The 16,707-nt window shown below is 63.8% G+C and carries 13 protein-coding genes; all 13 read left to right on the top strand.

Going from position 1 to position 16,707, the window contains the following annotated elements:
• Positions 1–33: 33 nt before the first annotated feature.
• The 13 genes from gluQRS (at position 34) to M5B42_RS23730 (ending at position 16,699) form a co-directional block, all read left to right on the top strand.
• Positions 34–924: a tRNA glutamyl-Q(34) synthetase GluQRS gene (gluQRS, locus tag M5B42_RS23790; protein WP_177101989.1), complete on the top strand. Its 891-nt coding sequence runs from the start codon at positions 34–36 to the stop codon at positions 922–924.
• A gap of 77 nt (positions 925–1,001) precedes the next feature.
• Complete coding sequence (locus M5B42_RS23785; protein ID WP_003176118.1) at positions 1,002–1,178, top strand: hypothetical protein; 177 nt, start codon at positions 1,002–1,004, stop codon at positions 1,176–1,178.
• Positions 1,162–4,116, top strand: a complete 2,955-nt coding sequence (locus M5B42_RS23780) for a sensor histidine kinase (RefSeq protein ID WP_248747200.1) — start codon at positions 1,162–1,164, stop codon at positions 4,114–4,116. The genes M5B42_RS23785 and M5B42_RS23780 overlap by 17 nt, the downstream gene beginning before the upstream one ends.
• A 22-nt stretch (positions 4,117–4,138) precedes the next feature.
• Positions 4,139–5,575: a sigma-54 dependent transcriptional regulator gene (locus tag M5B42_RS23775; protein WP_103495471.1), complete on the top strand. Its 1,437-nt coding sequence runs from the start codon at positions 4,139–4,141 to the stop codon at positions 5,573–5,575.
• A gap of 774 nt (positions 5,576–6,349) precedes the next feature.
• Positions 6,350–7,738, top strand: a complete 1,389-nt coding sequence (locus M5B42_RS23770) for a polynucleotide adenylyltransferase PcnB (protein WP_103495472.1) — start codon at positions 6,350–6,352, stop codon at positions 7,736–7,738.
• A gap of 4 nt (positions 7,739–7,742) precedes the next feature.
• On the top strand, positions 7,743–8,234 hold the full coding sequence (folK, locus tag M5B42_RS23765; protein ID WP_103495473.1) for a 2-amino-4-hydroxy-6-hydroxymethyldihydropteridine diphosphokinase: 492 nt from the start codon (positions 7,743–7,745) through the stop codon (positions 8,232–8,234).
• 228 nt (positions 8,235–8,462) lie between these two features.
• Positions 8,463–9,263: a 3-methyl-2-oxobutanoate hydroxymethyltransferase gene (panB, locus tag M5B42_RS23760; protein WP_103495474.1), complete on the top strand. Its 801-nt coding sequence runs from the start codon at positions 8,463–8,465 to the stop codon at positions 9,261–9,263.
• Positions 9,260–10,120, top strand: coding sequence for a pantoate--beta-alanine ligase (gene panC, locus M5B42_RS23755; RefSeq protein WP_248747199.1), 861 nt, complete (start codon positions 9,260–9,262; stop codon positions 10,118–10,120). The genes panB and panC overlap by 4 nt, the downstream gene beginning before the upstream one ends.
• Before the next feature lie 105 nt (positions 10,121–10,225).
• Positions 10,226–10,606, top strand: a complete 381-nt coding sequence (gene panD / locus M5B42_RS23750) for an aspartate 1-decarboxylase (protein ID WP_040064140.1) — start codon at positions 10,226–10,228, stop codon at positions 10,604–10,606.
• A gap of 248 nt (positions 10,607–10,854) precedes the next feature.
• A complete protein-coding gene (gene pgi / locus M5B42_RS23745) occupies positions 10,855–12,519 on the top strand; it encodes a glucose-6-phosphate isomerase (RefSeq protein ID WP_103495476.1) in 1,665 nt (554 codons plus the stop codon).
• Positions 12,520–12,780: 261 nt separating this feature from the next.
• Entirely contained in the window at positions 12,781–14,718 is a 1,938-nt protein-coding gene (gene acs / locus M5B42_RS23740) for an acetate--CoA ligase (RefSeq protein ID WP_248747198.1), read from the top strand.
• A 46-nt stretch (positions 14,719–14,764) separates the two neighbouring features.
• Positions 14,765–15,637, top strand: a complete 873-nt coding sequence (locus M5B42_RS23735) for an oxygenase MpaB family protein (protein ID WP_248747197.1) — start codon at positions 14,765–14,767, stop codon at positions 15,635–15,637.
• Positions 15,638–15,682: 45 nt separating this feature from the next.
• Entirely contained in the window at positions 15,683–16,699 is a 1,017-nt protein-coding gene (locus tag M5B42_RS23730) for a class I SAM-dependent methyltransferase (RefSeq protein WP_248747196.1), read from the top strand.
• The last annotated feature ends 8 nt before the right edge of the window (positions 16,700–16,707 follow it).

Raw genomic sequence — 16,707 nt, 5'->3', positions numbered from 1 at the left:
ATCGCCTACGGATTCTCCAGTAATATCCGAACCATGACTGCCACCCCCGCCTATATCGGACGCTTCGCCCCCACGCCCAGCGGCCACCTGCATTTCGGTTCACTGGTCGCCGCCCTGGCCTCGTACCTCGACGCCCGCTCGGTCGGCGGACGCTGGCTGCTGCGCATGGAAGACCTCGACCCGCCGCGCGAAGAACCCGGTGCCCAGGCCTCGATCCTCGATACCCTGCAACGCTACGGCTTCGAATGGGACGGCGAGCTGGTCCGCCAGAGCGAACGTCACGACGCCTATGCCCAGGTCCTCGAGCGCTTGTTCAGCCAGGGCCTGGCCTACGCCTGCACCTGTTCGCGCAAGGAGCTGGAGCCCTACCACGGGATCTACCCCGGCTTGTGCCGCAACCTCGGCCACGGCATCGAGAATGCCGCCATTCGCCTGCGTGTGCCGGAGCTGAGCTATCGCTTTGAAGACCGGGTACAAGGTTCGTTCCAGCAGCATCTGGGCCGTGAGGCCGGCGATTTTGTAATCCGCCGCCGCGACGGGCTCTACGCCTACCAACTGGCGGTGGTGCTGGACGACGCCTGGCAAGGGGTGACCGATATCGTCCGCGGCGCCGACCTGCTGGACTCCACGCCACGCCAGCTCTACCTGCAGGAGCTGCTCGGGCTGCCGCAGCCGCGTTACCTGCACGTGCCACTGATCATCCAGCCGGATGGCCACAAACTCGGCAAGTCCTACCGCTCGCCGCCGCTGGCGGCCGACCAGGCAACCCCCTTGCTGATGCGCGCCCTGCGTACACTGGGGCAACACCCGCCCGCCGCACTGGAACAGGGCACGCCGCGGGAGGTGCTGGACTGGGGTATCGGCCATTGGGATGCCACACTGATTCCCAGGACAGCCACCCTGGCCGAAGCGCAATTGCACTGACGCCCCTTGCAGGTTGGCGCCCATCCGTTACCATCGCCGCACGTTTTCGGGCACGCACACAATAAAGAGAGGCCGGGATGTACATCTATCGCTTGGTCCTGCTGCTGGTGGTCGGGATCTACCTGTTCTCGCCGGCCATCATGGACTGGTGGATCGACGCCACCGGCGCCTGGTATCGCCCTTATCTGCTCTGGCTGATCCTGATCGTCGTGACCTTCATCCTGCAGAGCCAAAAAGATGCCGATGAGCTTTAGCCTGACCCAGATGCTGCTGATCAGCGCCGCGTACCTGCTGGCGTTGTTCGGCGTGGCCTGGATCAGTGAACGCGGGGTGATCCCACGCTCGATCATCCGCCACCCGCTGACCTACACCCTGTCCCTGGGCGTCTACGCCAGTGCCTGGGCGTTTTATGGCACGGTGGGCCTGGCCTACCAGTACGGCTATGGCTTTCTCTCCAGTTACCTCGGGGTTTCCGGCGCCTTCCTGCTGGCGCCGGTGCTGCTCTACCCGATCCTGAAGATCACCCGCACCTACCAGCTCTCGTCCCTGGCCGACCTGTTCGCCTTCCGCTTCCGCAGTACCTGGGCCGGTGCCCTGACCACGGTCTTCATGCTGATCGGCGTGCTGCCGCTGCTGGCGTTGCAGATCCAGGCGGTGGCCGACTCCATCGGCATCCTCACCCGCGAACCGGTGCAGCACCGGGTAGCCCTGAGCTTCTGCGCGCTGATCAGCCTGTTCACCATCTTCTTCGGCTCGCGGCATATCGCCACCCGGGAAAAACACGAAGGCCTGGTGTTCGCCATTGCCTTCGAGTCGGTGATCAAGCTGATCGCCATCGGCGGAGTTGGCCTCTACGCCTTGTACGGAGTGTTCGACGGCCCGCAGCAGCTCGAGCTCTGGCTGCTGCAGAACCAGACCGCCCTGGCCGCGTTGCACACGCCGTTGCAGGAAGGTCCGTGGCGCACCCTGCTGCTGGTGTTCTTCGCCTCGGCCATTGTGATGCCGCACATGTATCACATGACCTTCACCGAGAACCTCAACCCGCGCTCCCTGGTCAGCGCCAGCTGGGGCCTGCCGCTGTTCCTGCTGCTGATGAGCCTGGCGGTGCCGCTGATTCTCTGGGCCGGACTCAAGCTCGGCGCCACCACCAACCCGGAATACTTCACCCTCGGCATCGGCATTGCCGCCAACAACGAGGCCCTGGCCCTGCTGGCCTACGTCGGCGGACTCTCGGCCGCCAGCGGGCTGATTATCGTCACCACCCTGGCGCTCTCGGGCATGGCCCTGAACCACCTGGTGCTGCCGCTCTACCAGCCGCCGGCCGAAGGCAATATCTATCGCTGGCTGAAGTGGACGCGCCGCGCCCTGATCGTCGCCATCATCATGGCCGGCTATGGTTTCTACCTGTTGCTGGGTGCCGAGCAGGACCTCGCCCACCTGGGCATCGTCGCCTTTGTCGCGACCCTGCAATTCCTCCCCGGCGTGCTCTCGGTGCTGTACTGGCCGACCGCCAACCGGCGCGGTTTCATTGCCGGCCTGCTGGCGGGGATCCTGGTCTGGCTGGTGACCATGCTGCTGCCGTTGGTCGGCAATCTGCAGGGCTTCTATGTACCGCTGCTGAACATGATCTATGTGCTCGACGACACCAGCTGGCATATGGCGGCCATCGCCTCCCTGGCGGCCAACGTGCTGATGTTCACCCTGATCTCGCTATTCACCAGCGCCAGCCCGGAAGAGGCCAGCGCCGCCGAAGCCTGTGCGGTGGACAATGTGCGCCGGCCGCAACGCCGCGAGCTGCACGCCGCCTCTCCGCAGGAATTCGCTACCCAGCTGGCCAAGCCGCTGGGGGCCAAGGCCGCGCAGAAAGAAGTTGAACAGGCCCTGCGCGATCTCTACCTGCCCTTCGACGAGCGTCGCCCCTACGCCCTGCGCCGCCTGCGTGACCGCATTGAAGCCAACCTCTCCGGGCTGATGGGCCCGAGCGTGGCCCAGGACATGGTGGAGACCTTCCTGCCCTACAAGGCCGGTGGCGAAAGCTATGTCACCGAAGACATCCACTTCATCGAAAGCCGCCTGGAAGACTACCACTCGCGTCTCACCGGCCTTGCCGCCGAACTCGACGCCCTGCGCCGCTACCACCGCCAGACCCTGCAGGAACTGCCGATGGGCGTCTGTTCGCTGGCCAAGGACCAGGAGATCCTGATGTGGAACAAGGCCATGGAAGAGCTCACCGGGGTCGCCGCGCAACGTGTGGTCGGCTCACGCCTGAGCACCCTCGGCGAGCCGTGGAAGGATTTGCTGCAGGGTTTTATCAACCTGCCCGACGAACACCTGCACAAGCAGCACCTGGCCCTCGACGGCCAGACCCGCTGGCTGAACCTGCACAAGGCCGCCATCGACGAGCCACTGGCGCCGGGCAACAGCGGCCTGGTGCTGCTGGTCGAGGACCTCACCGAAACCCAGATGCTCGAAGACAAGCTGGTGCACTCCGAGCGGCTGGCGAGCATCGGTCGGCTGGCGGCCGGCGTGGCCCACGAGATCGGCAACCCGATCACCGGTATCGCCTGCCTGGCGCAGAACCTGCGCGAAGAGCGCGAGGACGACAGCGAACTGACCGAAATCAGCGGACAGATCCTCGAACAGACCAAACGCGTCTCGCGCATCGTCCAGTCGCTGATGAGCTTCGCCCACGCCGGCAGTCACCAGCACAACGACGAAGCCGTCTGTCTGGCCGAGGTCGCCCAGGATGCCATTGGTCTGCTGGCCTTGAACCGGCGTAACTTCGAAGTACAGTTCTTCAACCTGTGCGATCCCGAGCACTGGGTCGATGGCGATTCCCAACGCCTGGCCCAGGTGCTTATCAACCTGCTCTCCAATGCCCGAGACGCCTCACCCGCGGGTGGTGCGGTGCGGGTCAAGAGCGAAGCTTTCGAACACACCGTCGACCTGATCGTCGAGGACGAAGGCACGGGTATCCCGAAGAACATCATGGACCGATTGTTCGAACCCTTCTTCACCACCAAGGATCCAGGCGAGGGCACCGGTCTGGGCCTTGCTCTGGTCTATTCCATCGTTGAAGAGCATTATGGACAAATCACCATCGACAGCCCGGCTGACATCCAAAGCCAACGTGGCACCCGTATCCGGGTCACCCTGCCGCGTCATGTCGAAGCGACGTCCACTGTGAACTGAGACCGTCGAGAGAACCGAATCAATGCCGCACATTCTGATCGTCGAAGACGAAACCATTATCCGCTCCGCCCTGCGTCGCCTGCTGGAACGTAATCAGTACCAGGTCAGCGAAGCCGGTTCGGTGCAGGAAGCCCAGGAACGTTTCAGTATCCCCTCGTTCGACCTGATCGTCAGCGACCTGCGCCTGCCCGGCGCTCCCGGCACCGAGCTGATCAAGCTCGGCCAGGGCACCCCCGTGCTGATCATGACCAGCTACGCCAGCCTGCGCTCGGCCGTGGACTCGATGAAGATGGGCGCGGTGGACTACATCGCCAAGCCGTTCGACCACGACGAGATGCTCCAGGCCGTGGCCCGCATCCTCCGTGATCGCCAGGGCAACCAAGGCGCGCCGGCCGAGAAAGTCGCCGGCAAGGGCAATGGCGCGGCGGAAAAAGCCGGTGCCAACAACACCAATGGCGAAATCGGCATCATCGGCTCCTGTCCGCCGATGCAGGACCTCTACAGCAAGATCCGCAAAGTCGCGCCCACCGACTCCAACGTCCTGGTCCAGGGCGAGTCGGGTACCGGCAAGGAGCTGGTGGCCCGCGCCCTGCACAACCTGTCCAAGCGCGCCAAGGCGCCGATGATCTCGGTCAACTGCGCGGCGATTCCCGAAAGCCTGATCGAATCCGAACTGTTCGGCCACGAAAAAGGCGCCTTCACCGGGGCCAGCGCCGGTCGCGCCGGCCTGGTGGAAGCGGCGGACGGCGGCACGCTGTTCCTCGACGAAATCGGCGAGCTGCCCCTCGAAGCCCAGGCACGCCTGCTGCGGGTATTGCAGGAAGGCGAGATCCGTCGGGTCGGCTCGGTGCAGTCGCAGAAAGTCGATGTGCGCCTGATCGCCGCGACCCACCGCGACCTCAAGAGCCTGGCCAAGATCGGCCAGTTCCGCGAAGACCTTTACTATCGCCTGCACGTGATCGCCCTGAAGCTGCCGGCCTTGCGCGAGCGTGGCGCCGACGTCAACGAGATCGCCAATGCTTTCCTCGCCCGCCAGAGCGCACGAGTGGGTCGTACCGACCTGCGCTTCGCTCCCGACGCCGAGCAAGCCATTCGCCATTACTCCTGGCCGGGTAACGTCCGCGAACTGGAGAATGCGGTCGAGCGCGCGGTGATCCTGTGCGAAAGCCCGGAAATTTCCGCCGACCTGCTGGGCATCGACATCGAGCTCGGGGATCTGGAAGAGGAAGAATTCATCGGCCTGGTGCCGCAACAGGCCAGCGCCAGTAACGCCAGCCATGAGCCGACCGAGGACCTGTCACTGGAAGACTACTTCCAGCACTTCGTCCTCGAGCACCAGGACCATATGACCGAGACCGAGCTGGCACGCAAACTCGGGGTCAGCCGCAAGTGCCTGTGGGAACGGCGCCAGCGCCTGGGCATTCCACGGCGCAAGACCGGGGTGGCCAGCGAGAGCTGAGCCGGGGGCGCCTCCACAGGTAACACCGCACCTTGTGAAAAAACTGTTACCCCGGGATTTTCACGTAACAAAAGCCGGGTCTATCGGTAACGAAGATCCGGTTTTTTTTCGCCTGAAAAAAACCATTTTCTCGGGAAAACCCAATGTTTACGGGGTTTCTAAAAAGTTGGCACGGCACCTGCTATAGCTTTGGTACAAGAACAATAACAAGCACTGCACCAGACAATAAAAACAAGACGTATCGACTCACGCACAATAAAAACAACACGGCGAGAGGCGTAGCTAACTGATTCTTTTGGAGAAGTACTGTAATTGGGGCTTGCCCCGCGACCAGGCCGAGAACAACAAAAACTGCCCTCAAAGCAGCGCCTGAACTGGTTGGATCCTCTGGATCATTACACTGCAGCGATCAAAGCAATCCGTTTGCTCTTGGCTCCCGATTGGGAGAGCCCACTGGCTTGAAGCCTAGTGGCACAGGGCGATCAACAAAAACAAGAAGCCCGAAACCATAATAAAAATAGAGCACGCAACTACTTCTGGGGGAGCTTCGGCTCCCCTTGTAGTTTCCGCGATACAGACCCGCCCGCCCTGCTCAGCCCCACCGCTCCCGATTGATTGGCAGCCTTCACAACGCCCACGGCAGGCCCTCTATCACGGTCCCTGGCCGATACTGCGGCGGCTTCCTACACCATCCCTCGACTAAATGCTAGAATCCTCGCCCATCGTGCGGTCATTCTTTGAGGTGGCCGAATATTCCTTCAAACAGTGCCTCCCATGCTGAAGAAGCTGTTCCAGTCATTACGTTCTCCCTCGCGTCGAACGCAACATAAACGCAGCACCCCTGAAGTGCTCAACAGTGGCCAGCACTCGTTGCAAAAGGCCCAGTTCAGCCGGTATGCGGTCAACATCGTCGAACGCCTGCAGAACGCCGGTTACCAGGCCTATCTGGTCGGCGGTTGCGTGCGCGACATGCTGCTCAATATCACGCCCAAGGATTTCGACGTCGCCACCAGCGCCACGCCGGAGCAGATCCGCGCCGAATTCCGCAACGCCCGGATCATCGGTCGTCGCTTCAAGCTGGTGCATATCCACTTCGGTCGGGAAATCATCGAGGTCGCGACCTTTCGCGCCAACCACCCGCAGGACGAAGACGAGGACAGCAATCAGTCCTCGCGTAACGAAAGCGGGCGGATTCTGCGCGACAACGTCTACGGCACCCTCGAAGACGACGCCCAGCGCCGCGACTTCACCATCAACGCCCTGTATTACGATCCGGTCAGCGAGCGCATCCTCGACTACGCCAACGGCGTACACGATATCCGCAATCGCCTGATCCGCCTGATCGGCGATCCGACCCAGCGTTACCAGGAAGACCCGGTACGGATGCTGCGGGCCGTGCGTTTCGCCGCCAAGCTGGACTTCGGTATCGAGAAGCACACCGTCGCGCCGATTCGCAAGCTGGCACCGATGCTCCGCGAGATCCCGTCGGCGCGCCTGTTCGAAGAAGTGCTCAAGCTGTTCCTCTCGGGGTATGCCGCCGACACCTTCGAAATGCTGGTCGACCTCAAGCTGTTCGAGCCGCTGTTCCCGGCCAGCTTCGAGGCCCTGGAACACAATCCGACCTACACCCATACCCTGATCAGCGAAGCCTTGGTCAACACCGACCTGCGCATCCAGCAGAACAAGCCGGTGACCCCGGCGTTCCTGTTTGCCGCGCTGCTCTGGCCGGCCTTGCCGGGCCGTGTGCTGCGTCTGCAGGCGAAGGGCATGCCGCCGATTCCGGCGATGCAGGAAGCCGCCCACGAGCTGATCAGCGAACAGTGCCAGCGCATTGCGATTCCAAAGCGCTTCACCCTGCCGATCCGCGAAATCTGGGATATGCAGGAACGCCTGCCACGGCGCAGCGGCAAACGTGCCGACCTGTTGCTGGACAACCCACGCTTCCGCGCCGGCTACGACTTCCTGCTGCTGCGCGAAACCGCCGGCGAAGAGACCGATGGCCTGGGCGAATGGTGGACGGACTACCAGGATGCCAATGACGCCGGTCGACGCGACATGATCCGTGACCTGGGCAGCAAGGACGACGGTACCGGCAGCGGTCCGCGCAAACGTCGACGCAGCACCGCCGGCAAGCGCAAGCGTGCCGCCGGTACGGACGAGTAAGTCGATGGAACACGTGTATATCGGGCTGGGCAGCAACCTGGCGGACCCGGCGGAGCAATTGCGCAACGCCGTCCAGGCCCTGGGGCAACTGCCCGACACTGTGCTGGCGGGCGTTTCCGCGTTCTACCAGAGCGATTCGCTGCTGCCCGGTCAGCCGCGCTACACCAATGCCGTCGTCGCCCTCGACAGCGACCTGACGCCCCTGGCGCTGCTGGATGCGCTGCAAGCCATCGAAATCGACCAGGGTCGCGAACGGCATGAGCGCTGGGGGCCGCGTACCCTTGACCTGGATATCCTGCTGTTCGGTGAGCGGCTGATCGACGAGCCGCGCCTGAAGGTCCCGCATTACCATATGCAGGCCCGGGCGTTCGTGCTCTACCCCCTGGCGGAACTGGCTCCGGCAGATTTGCAGCTGGCCGATGGCCGCAGCCTCAAGGCGCTGCTGGCGGATTGCCCGTTCGTCGGCCTGGAACGCCTGCAGCCCTCCCACTGCTGAATCGCATCAGTTACGCCGGTAACACTCCCGGCGTAACATTGCGGTAACACACACGATTGACTTCCCCAGTTCTCCTCACGACTATAGGCGTCCCGTTGCCGCCCCTGCGGCGTTTGAAGGGCGCAATCCAGGCTTTGCAAGCACGACATCAGAACGTGCGCCTGTATACACGACGAATCACGCGCGTTACTCGCAGTCATTTGCACGGCGCCTAATGAGGACTTTTTCATGCCAGACATTACCCTGACCACCCTGCAAGGCCTCAAGCAAAAGGGTGAAAAAATCACCATGCTGACCTGCTACGACGCCACCTTCGCCCACGCCAGCTGCGCGGCCGGTGTCGAAGTGCTGCTGATCGGCGATTCGCTGGGCATGGTTACCCAAGGGCATGACAGCACGCTGCCCGTTACCGTCGCCGATATCTGCTATCACACGGCCAGTGTCAAACGCGGCAACCAGGGCGCCTTCATCATTGCCGACCTGCCGTTCATGGCCTACGCCACCCTCGAGCAGACCTTTCACAACAGCGGCCTGTTGATGCAAGCCGGTGCGCATATGGTCAAGGTCGAAGGCGCCGCCTGGCTCGCCGAATCCATCCGCCAGTTGGCCGAACGCGGCGTCCCGGTGTGCGTGCACATGGGCCTGACCCCACAGTCGGTGAACATCTTCGGCGGCTACAAGGTCCAGGGCCGCGGCGAAGCCCAGGCCCGGCAGATGCGCGCCGACGCCATCGCCCTGGAACAGGCCGGCGCGGCCATGATCCTGCTTGAATGCGTGCCGAGCGAACTGGCCGCGGAAATCACCCAGGCGGTGAAGGTCCCGGTGATCGGCATCGGTGCCGGCAGCGCCACCGACGGCCAGGTCCTGGTCCTGCACGACATGCTCGGCCTGTCCATCAGCGGTCGCGTGCCCAAGTTCGTGAAGAACTTCATGGCCGGCCAGGACAGCCTGCATGGCGCCCTGAGTGCCTACGTCAGTGAGGTCAAGGCCGTCACTTTCCCTGGGATCGAACACGGATTCAGTGCATGAACACAGTCAAGACCGTTCTCGAACTGCGCGCCGCCGTGGCGCGCGCCCGCGGCGAAGGCAAGCGCATCGGTTTCGTGCCGACCATGGGCAACCTGCACAGCGGCCACGCGGCCCTGGTGACCAAGGCTGCGCAACGGGCGGACTTCGTGGTGGCGAGCATTTTCGTCAACCCGCTGCAATTCGGCGCCAACGAAGACCTCGACAAGTACCCACGGACCCTCGCCGCCGACCAGGAGAAACTGCTCCAGGCCGGTTGCCATCTGCTGTTCGCCCCCAGTGTCGAGGAAATATACCCCGGCGGCATGGACGGCCAGACCCGCGTCAGCGTTCCGCAACTCTCCGAAGGCCTGTGCGGCGCCAGCCGTCCAGGGCATTTCGAAGGCGTGGCGACCGTGGTCAGCAAGCTGTTCAACATGGTCCAGCCGGACCTGGCGGTGTTCGGCCAGAAGGACTTCCAGCAACTGGCGGTGATCCGGCAGTTGGTGCATGACCTGAACATGCCGATCCAGATCATCGGCGAACCGACCGTGCGCGCCGCCGACGGCCTGGCGCTGTCCTCGCGTAACGGCTTTCTCGACGAACAACAGCGGGCCAAGGCTCCGGCGTTGTATCGCAGCCTGAAGCAGATCGCCGAAGCCATCGAACAGGGCGAACGCGACTACCCCAAGCTACTGGCCGAACAGACCCGGCAGATCGAAAGCGCCGGCTTCCGGCCCGACTACCTGGAAATCCGCCACGCCCTGAACCTGCGCCCGGCGACGCCCGAGGACCGTGACCTGGTGATCCTGGTCGCCGCCTTCCTCGGCACCACGCGCCTGATCGACAACCTGCACCTGAACCTCGACAGCCCGGCCTGACCGCCCGATTGCCCGGCCCCACGGCTTCGGGCAAACTGCCGCCGCCCGGCGCCACGCAGCACACATGCGTGGCGCCGCACGAGGATCCGACCGAGGAAACACCCCATGCACGCCATCATGCTCAAAGCCAAACTGCATCGCGCCGAAGTCACCCACGCGGTGCTCGATTACGAAGGTTCCTGCGCCATCGACGGCGAGTGGCTGGACCTGGCCGGGATCCGTGAATACGAACAGATCCAGATCTACAACGTCGACAACGGCGAGCGTTTCACCACCTACGCCATTCGCGGCGAGGAAGGCTCGCGGATCATCTCGGTCAACGGTGCCGCCGCCCACAAGGCCGGCGTCGGCGACCGGGTGATCATCTGCGCCTACGCCCATTACAGCGAAGCCGAACTGGTGGATTTCAAACCGCGCATGCTGTACATGGCCCCGGGCAACGAACTGAGCCACACCAGCCACTCGATTCCGGTGCAGGTCGCCTGATCACCATCCAAACGTATACGCGAAAACGCCTTTCGTCCCCGAGAGTGCGAAAAAGTACCGAGGAAAGGTCAGACAAAGCCAAGACAGATGCAGGCGCGAGCGGTACTGTAATCGCCCCTGCCTCATTCAACCGTGCTGATGCAGGTTGCCGGACACTGCCAGCGACAAAAGCAGGACGTTCCGGCGTTTCTGGTGTCCAAAAAGCCAAATGTCCAAAAGGCAGCTCTCGTAAAAGGAAACCCGCAGCGATGGCGTACTACCGCACTCCTCACGACGTGACCACCCTGCCCGCCTGGCAGGCGCTGAACCAACACCGCGACAACATGCACGATTTCAGCATGCGCGAAGCTTTCAATGCCGATCCGCAGCGCTTCAATCAGTTCACCCTCAGCAGCTGCGGGTTGTTCCTCGACTACTCCAAGAACCTGATCACCCAGGAAACCCGCAACCTGCTGGTGGGCCTGGCCAATGAAGTCGACCTGCAAGGCGCGATCAAGTCGCTGTTTGCCGGTGAACTGGTCAACGCCTCCGAAGGTCGCCCGGCCCTGCACACCGCCCTGCGCCGCCCGGTGGGCGACAAGCTCTCGGTCAACGGCGTCAACGTGATGCCCGACGTGCACAAAGTGCTGAACCAGATGACCGAGCTGGTCGGAAAAATCCACGACGGCCTGTGGCGCGGCTACAGCGAAAAACCGATCACCGACGTGGTGAACATCGGTATCGGTGGTTCGTTCCTGGGGCCGGAGCTGGTGTCCGAGGCGTTGCTGTCCTACGCCCATAAAGGTGTGCGCTGCCATTACCTGGCGAATATCGATGGCAGTGAGTTCCATGAGCTGTCGGCGAAGATCCGCGCCGAGACCACCCTGTTCATCGTCTCGTCGAAAACCTTCACCACCCTTGAAACCCTGAAGAACGCCCGTGCCGCCCGTGACTGGTACCTGGCCCAGGGCGGCTCCGAAGCGGAGCTGTACAAGCACTTCATCGCGGTCTCGAGCAACAACGCCGCGGCCGTGGCCTTCGGCATCCGTGAAGAGAACATCTTCCCGATGTGGGACTGGGTCGGCGGGCGTTACTCGCTGTGGTCGGCCATCGGCTTGCCGATCGCCCTGGCCATCGGCATGTCGAACTTCAAGGAGCTGCTGTCCGGTGCCTACACCATGGACCAGCATTTCCAGACCGCGCCGTTCGAACAGAACATGCCGGTGCTGCTGGCCCTGCTGGGTGTCTGGTACGGCAACTTCTGGGGTGCGCAGAGCCATGCGATCCTGCCGTACGACCACTACCTGCGCAACATCACCAAGCACCTGCAGCAGCTGGACATGGAATCCAACGGCAAGAGCGTGCGCCAGGACGGCACGCCGGTGTCCACCGATACCGGTCCGGTGATCTGGGGCGGCGTCGGCTGCAACGGCCAGCATGCATACCACCAGTTGCTGCACCAGGGCACCCAGTTGATCCCGGCCGACTTTATCGTGCCGATCGTCAGCTTCAACCCGGTTGCCGACCACCATCAGTGGCTGTACGCCAACTGCCTGTCCCAGAGCCAGGCGCTGATGCTCGGCAAGACCCGCGACGAAGCGGAACGCGAGCTGCGTGACAAGGGCCTGAGCGAAGCCGAGGTGCAGAAACTGGCACCGCACAAGGTGATCCCGGGCAACCGTCCGAGCAACACCCTGGTGGTCGAGCGTATCAGCCCGCGTCGTCTCGGCGCCCTGGTGGCGATGTACGAACACAAGGTCTTCGTGCAGAGCGTGATCTGGGGCATCAACGCCTTCGATCAGTGGGGCGTGGAGCTGGGCAAGGAGCTGGGCAAGGGCGTCTACAACCGCCTGACCGGCAGCGAAGAGTCCTCGGCAGAAGATGCTTCGACCCAGGGCCTGATCAACTACTTCCGCGGTCGTCATCGCGGTTGATAGCAGCCTCCCGGGCAGCCCCATCTACCCGGGACACCACCGAACCTGTAGGAGCAGGGCTTGCCCGCGAAGCTTTTGGCGGCTTCGAAGGCCCCTTCGCGGGCAAGCCCTGCTCCTACAAGGACCGTGTCAAGACAGTGGCCTCCCGGGCGTCTTGGCCCGGGAGGCCAGTCGGTGCAGGTTCGACCTTTTATCCGCTTGAACCCCGCCACAACAGAGCGCACCCTTGAGACTTGTCGTAGACAAGAACAAGGAAACGCCATGTTCGATCTTCGCACCTTCCCCAAGGCCGACGCCGTGCGTCAGGCCGCGCAATTGAGTCAGGACGACTACCAGCGCCTCTACCGCCAGTCCATCGACCAACCCGATACCTTCTGGGCCGAACAGGCCAAACGTTTTCTCGACTGGTCCAGACCCTGGGACAGCGTCCAGCACTGGGACCTGCATACCGGCCAGGCCAGCTGGTTCGCCGGCGCGCAATTGAATGCCAGCTACAACTGCATCGACCGCCATCTCGACAGCCGTGGCGACCAGATCGCCCTGGTCTGGGAAGGCGACAACCCCAGCGAATCGGCGCAGATCACCTACCGCAAACTGCACCACAACGTCTGCCGCCTGGCCAATGTGCTCAAGGCCCGTGGCGTGAAGAAAGGCGACCGGGTGTGCATCTACATGCCGATGATTCCCGAAGCCGCCTACGCCATGCTCGCCTGCGCGCGCCTCGGCGCCATCCACTCGGTGGTCTTCGGCGGTTTTTCCCCCGATGCCCTGCGCGACCGCATCCTCGATGCCGACTGCCGCACGGTGATCACCGCCGATGAAGGCGTGCGCGGCGGCAAATACGTACCCCTCAAGCAGAATGTCGACCAGGCGCTGCTCAGTTGCCCGAATGTCAGCACCGTGCTGGTGGTGGAACGCACCCAGGCCGAGGTGAACTGGGTCGCGGACCGCGACCTCTGGTACCACGAAGCCCTGCACGGTATCAGCGCCGACTGCCCCTGCGAGCCGATGGACGCCGAAGACCCGCTGTTCATCCTCTACACCTCCGGCAGCACCGGCAAACCCAAAGGGGTATTGCACAGCACCGGCGGCTACCTGCTGCAGGTCGCCATGACCTTCCAGTACGTGTTCGACTATCGCCCCGGCGAAGTCTTCTGGTGCACCGCCGATGTCGGCTGGGTCACCGGCCACAGTTATATCGTCTACGGCCCACTGGCCAACGGCGCGACCAGCCTGATCTACGAAGGCGTGCCGAACTATCCGGACTCCTCGCGTTTCTGGCAGGTCATCGACAAGCATCAGGTGAATATCTTCTACACCGCGCCCACCGCCCTGCGCGCCCTGATGCGCGAAGGCCCGGCACCGCTGGAAAACACCTCGCGGGCCAGCCTGCGCCTGCTCGGCAGTGTCGGCGAGCCGATCAACCCGGAAGCCTGGGAATGGTATTTCAATGCCGTCGGCGAGCAACGCTGCCCCATCGTCGACACCTGGTGGCAGACCGAGACCGGCGGCATCATGCTCACCCCGCTGATCGCCAACAGCCGGATCAAGCCCGGCTGCGCGACCCAGCCGATGTTCGGCGTGCTGCCGGTCCTGCTGGATGAGCAAGGTCAGGAAATCAGTGGCGCTGGCAGCGGCGTATTCGCCCTGAAAAGCAGTTGGCCAGGGCAGATCCGCAGCGTCTATGGCGACCCGCGGCGTATGCTCGAAACCTATTTCAAGCCCTATCCCGGTTACTACTTCACGGGCGACGGCGCCCGCCGCGACGAGGACGGCGACTACTGGATCACCGGTCGTATCGATGATGTGATCAACGTCTCCGGCCACCGTATCGGCACCGCCGAAGTGGAAAGCGCCCTGGTGCTGCATGACAGCGTCGCCGAGGCCGCCGTGGTCGGTTATCCCCACGACCTCAAGGGCCAGGGCCTGTATGCCTTCGTCACCCCGATGAAAGGCGTCGAGGTCGACGACACGCTGAAAAAAGCGCTGCTGGCCCTGGTCGGCAAGGAAATCGGCAGCTTTGCCAAGCCGGACCTGATCCAGTGGGCCCCGGCCTTGCCGAAAACCCGCTCGGGCAAGATCATGCGGCGTATCCTGCGCAAGATCGCCAGCAACGAGCTGGACAGCCTCGGCGACACCTCGACCCTGGCCGACCCGAGCGTGGTCGACGGCCTGATCGAGCAGCGCCTCAATCCCTGAACCCCGGGCGGTGGACGTTGTTCGCCGCCCTATTGACCGAGCCAGCATGGAATTCCTTCGCCGCCGCATCGAAACCCAGCTTATGAGCCTGACCGGCCTGTCCCTGGGCATGCTCGACCTGGAAAACCCCAAGGGCGACCCCGGCCTCTTCGGCCCGGGCTCGGTGAGCTGGCAGGTGCATGGCGACTTCAGCAGCATGCTGATCGGCGGCATCAGCGCGCTGATGCTGCAAGCCCTGCACCCGCTGGCCCTGGCAGGGGTCTGGGACCATTCGAACTTTCGCCAGGACATGCTCGGGCGCTTGCGCCGTACCAGCCAGTTCATTGCCGGGACCACCTTCGGCTCGCGCAAGGACGCCGAGTGGTTGATCGACAAGGTCCGCACCATCCACCTGCAGGTGGTCGGCACCGCGCCGGATGGCCGGCCTTACGCCGCCAGCGACCCGGAGCTGTTGACCTGGGTGCATGTGGCCGAGGTCAGCAGCTTTCTCAAGGCCCATCTGCGTTACCGCAACCCGCAGCTGTCGCCGGCGGACCAGGACCGCTACTACGATGAAATCGCCGTGATCGCCGAACGCCTGGGCGCACAGGATGTACCCCGCTCACGCCAGGCCATCGCCGACTACCTGCAACGCATGCGCCCGCAACTGCTCTGCGATGCCCGCAGCCGCGAAGTGTTGCGCCTGCTGCTCGCCGCCCCCGCCCCGAGTCGCCTGGCACAGCCGTTCGGCAGCCTGATGATGCAGGCCGGTATCGACCTGCTGCCGGACTGGGCCGGCGAGATGCTCGGCCAGTCGCAAAACCCGCTGCAACGCCAGGTCATCCGGGCCGGCGTCAAACGCAGCGCGCCGTTGTTGCGCTGGGCCATGCGCAACGGTTCCGCCCAGCGCGCCAAACGCCGCATGGGCCTGATCCCCTGAAGGCTGGTAAACTCCCGCGCCAAATCCGACCCCAAGGCGCCGAGCATGTCTTCCTTGAACCAGGCGCTGCGCGCCGCCCTCGATCATCGCCAGGCACTGCTCGCCGAGCTGCACGGCCAAGGCACCGATTGCTATCGCCTGTTCCACGGCAGCCAGGAAGGTGCCGGCGGCCTGACCATCGACCGCTACGGCCCGCAGTTGATGGTGCAGACCTTCCACCAGACCCTGGAACGCGAAGACCTGCTCGCCCTGCACGCGGCCATCAACCAGCATCTGGAACTGGACACCCTGCTGGTCTACAACGACCGCTCCCGGGGCAACTCGCGGATCGATCGTGAAGACCCGGTCTATCGCGCCGACGAAGCCGCCCTCGCCGACCTGGTCGGTCATGAGGGCGGCCTGAACTACCGCGTCCGTGGCCGTCACGCCGGCCAGGACCCGCTGCTGTTCCTCGACCTGCGCAACGCCCGCGCCTGGGTCCGCCAGCACAGCGCCGGCAAGAGCGTGCTGAACCTCTTCGCCTACACCTGCGGCGTCGGCCTCAGCGCCGCGGCCGGCGGTGCCCGGGAGGTCTGCAACCTGGACTTCGCCGAGGGCAACCTGGCGGTCGGCCGGGAGAACGGCCTGCTCAACCCGCACCTGCCGTCGATGGACTTCATCCAGTCCGACTACTTCCCCGCCATCCGCCAGCTCGCCGGCCTGCCCATCAGCCAGCGGCGCGGGCAGAAACTGCCCAGCTACCAGCGCCTGGAACAGCGCCAGTACGACCTGGTGCTGCTCGACCCGCCCGCCTGGGCCAAGAGCGCCTTCGGCACCGTCGACCTGCTGCGCGACTACCAGAGCCTGCTCAAGCCGGCCCTGCTGGCGACCGCCGACAACGGGGTGCTGATCTGCTGCAACAACCTGGCGAAAGTCAGCCTGGAAGACTGGCGCGAACAGGTCCTGCGTTGCGCGGAAAAAGCCGGGCGTCCGGTGCGTGAATGGCAAGTGCTGGCCCCTGCCGCCGACTTCCCTTCCCGCGACCTGCAACCGCCATTGAAGACCCTGGTTTTGCACCTGTAGGAACCACT

It is taken from the genome of Pseudomonas sp. MWU12-2037 (genome assembly GCF_023242345.1).
Lineage (GTDB): Bacteria > Pseudomonadota > Gammaproteobacteria > Pseudomonadales > Pseudomonadaceae > Aquipseudomonas > Aquipseudomonas gingeri_D.
The sequence above is the reverse complement of the archived record's forward strand: the minus strand, read 5'-3'. Positions and strand labels throughout refer to the sequence as shown.

Bases quoted from the DNA above. Each gene is read 5' to 3' on its own strand.
- gluQRS (WP_177101989.1), top strand. From the start codon at position 34: ATGACTGCCACCCCCGCCTATATCGGACGCTTCGCCCCCACGCCCAGC.
- M5B42_RS23785 (WP_003176118.1), top strand. From the start codon at position 1,002: ATGTACATCTATCGCTTGGTCCTGCTGCTGGTGGTCGGGATCTACCTG.
- M5B42_RS23780 (WP_248747200.1), top strand. From the start codon at position 1,162: ATGCCGATGAGCTTTAGCCTGACCCAGATGCTGCTGATCAGCGCCGCG.
- M5B42_RS23775 (WP_103495471.1), top strand. From the start codon at position 4,139: ATGCCGCACATTCTGATCGTCGAAGACGAAACCATTATCCGCTCCGCC.
- M5B42_RS23770 (WP_103495472.1), top strand. From the start codon at position 6,350: ATGCTGAAGAAGCTGTTCCAGTCATTACGTTCTCCCTCGCGTCGAACG.
- folK (WP_103495473.1), top strand. From the start codon at position 7,743: ATGGAACACGTGTATATCGGGCTGGGCAGCAACCTGGCGGACCCGGCG.
- panB (WP_103495474.1), top strand. From the start codon at position 8,463: ATGCCAGACATTACCCTGACCACCCTGCAAGGCCTCAAGCAAAAGGGT.
- panC (WP_248747199.1), top strand. From the start codon at position 9,260: ATGAACACAGTCAAGACCGTTCTCGAACTGCGCGCCGCCGTGGCGCGC.
- panD (WP_040064140.1), top strand. From the start codon at position 10,226: ATGCACGCCATCATGCTCAAAGCCAAACTGCATCGCGCCGAAGTCACC.
- pgi (WP_103495476.1), top strand. From the start codon at position 10,855: ATGGCGTACTACCGCACTCCTCACGACGTGACCACCCTGCCCGCCTGG.
- acs (WP_248747198.1), top strand. From the start codon at position 12,781: ATGTTCGATCTTCGCACCTTCCCCAAGGCCGACGCCGTGCGTCAGGCC.
- M5B42_RS23735 (WP_248747197.1), top strand. From the start codon at position 14,765: ATGGAATTCCTTCGCCGCCGCATCGAAACCCAGCTTATGAGCCTGACC.
- M5B42_RS23730 (WP_248747196.1), top strand. From the start codon at position 15,683: ATGTCTTCCTTGAACCAGGCGCTGCGCGCCGCCCTCGATCATCGCCAG.